The organism is Amycolatopsis sp. w19 (assembly GCF_051373225.1).
GTDB classification, from domain to species: Bacteria; Actinomycetota; Actinomycetes; order Mycobacteriales; family Pseudonocardiaceae; genus Amycolatopsis; species Amycolatopsis japonica.
Genome location: NZ_JBPQFM010000053.1, coordinates 1 through 1,527 on the forward strand (window position 1 = coordinate 1; position 1,527 = coordinate 1,527).

The window sequence follows — 1,527 nt, forward strand, 5'->3', positions numbered from 1 at the left end:
ATTCTTAAATCGATCCCTTTATCTTTCATCATTCAATATTTTTTATAAAAATTGTTGGTTTAATTATATGTATTGTAGCAATTCATCCCCGATATCCTATATTTTACATATATAATAAATCAAAGCTTAGTATTCAAGGAGGTTTTCCCATGCCAATTGAAAACGATAGTATTCAGCATAGATATATTTATGTTTTGAAATTAGAAAATCATAATTACTATGTTGGACAAACCAGTAATGACACAAAGAAACGAATAAAAAAACATTTTAAAGGTCGAGGATCTGCTTGGACAAAGAAACATCCCCCTCAAAAAATTAAAGAGATTATTGATTTAGGAATGATAACCTTTAATAGAGCCGAAGAAATTGAAAATTTATATACAATTCAATATATGAAGAAATATGGATGGGAAAAAGTGAGAGGCGGATTTTTTTGTATGACAGATCAAGAAGCACATCTAACAATTTTAAAAAACCATAAGAGAATGAGTAAGGTTAAAGGAATTGATTTTATTTAATATCTCCAACAATTTATAAATGCTACGTCATATTTTGTTCTAAACCTTTATATTTATAACATTTATAGCCATAACAAAGGCCGCCATTATATATTAGTTTATAAGGCGGCCTTTATTGTTCATCTGGCATTTAACTGAGGTTTAAATAGTATGAGAATCAATCGTATATTACATTTTTTCCTTCTTCACTTAACTTTTTTAAGGATGTAAGCATATGATTTATTTCTTCATCAGAGTGTCTTTCCCATGAACCTAATTCAGCCACTATTTTCAAGGGAGATTTAGATCTATAAGAACGTGTTGGGTTTCCAGGGAATTTTTTGTCAGTTAAATTTGGATCATTTTCAAAATCGCCTAATGGTTCTACAACATAAATTCTCTCTTTTGAATTAGACCTTGCTAATTCAGCACCCCATTTAGCAGCGTTTAATGTTCCAGTAAAATAGATATGGTTAGATTTTTTATCCTGATAATTGGATAAGTACAATGGCTCAAGCAGGTCTCCGATTTTCAGTTCTGCTTTAGTACCATGAAAAAATGGACCAGGATCTAAGACATTCTTTTTGTCATTCATATAGCCACACCCTTTATATTTTTGACTTGCGTATAACAGTATAAGGCCGGACATGAGTAGAAAAACAGTCTATAAATAATTTTCAAATAAGGTTTTAATAAAAGTAGAGATTAAGATGTTATCGGAAACAAACCATTTAAATAAAAAAGGACTGCTAATTAGCTAGCAGTCCTTTTTTATTTCCAAAATTCCCACCACTTCTTTTTTTCCTGAGCAGCAGCAAGTTGCTTTCTCGTTTCCTGAATTTCACGTATATGACTCATGCTTTGCTGATCCATACGTTCTACAAGCTTTTTATTAAATTCCATTTGTTCATGTAATTGTTTTTTTATTTCTTCAATACTTTGAGCCATATCATCAATTTTATCTTTGAACTCATGAGCTTGAACGGCCATTTGTGCAGGTTGCATGGGGGGCGTTCCTTGCCGTGCACCA

3 protein-coding genes are annotated in these 1,527 nt (G+C 31.4%); 1 reads left to right on the forward strand and 2 read right to left on the reverse strand.

The genetic code is table 11. The annotated features are described in order from the left end of the window. Positions 1 to 149: 149 nt before the first annotated feature. Positions 150 to 518 carry a GIY-YIG nuclease family protein gene (locus ACSMFO_RS40065; RefSeq protein WP_098400039.1) on the forward strand — a complete coding sequence of 123 codons (369 nt, stop codon included), beginning with the start codon at positions 150 to 152 and terminating at the stop codon, positions 516 to 518. A gap of 157 nt (positions 519 to 675) precedes the next feature. Here the strand turns inward: ACSMFO_RS40065 and arr are convergent, their stop codons facing one another. Both arr and ACSMFO_RS40075 read right to left on the reverse strand, forming a co-directional pair. Then, positions 676 to 1,092, reverse strand: a complete 417-nt coding sequence (gene arr / locus ACSMFO_RS40070) for an NAD(+)--rifampin ADP-ribosyltransferase (protein ID WP_097812968.1) — start codon at positions 1,090 to 1,092, stop codon at positions 676 to 678. A gap of 176 nt (positions 1,093 to 1,268) precedes the next feature. Next, a partial coding sequence (locus ACSMFO_RS40075) for a DUF3967 domain-containing protein (RefSeq protein WP_436462526.1) occupies positions 1,269 to 1,527 on the reverse strand: 259 nt, incomplete at its 5' end.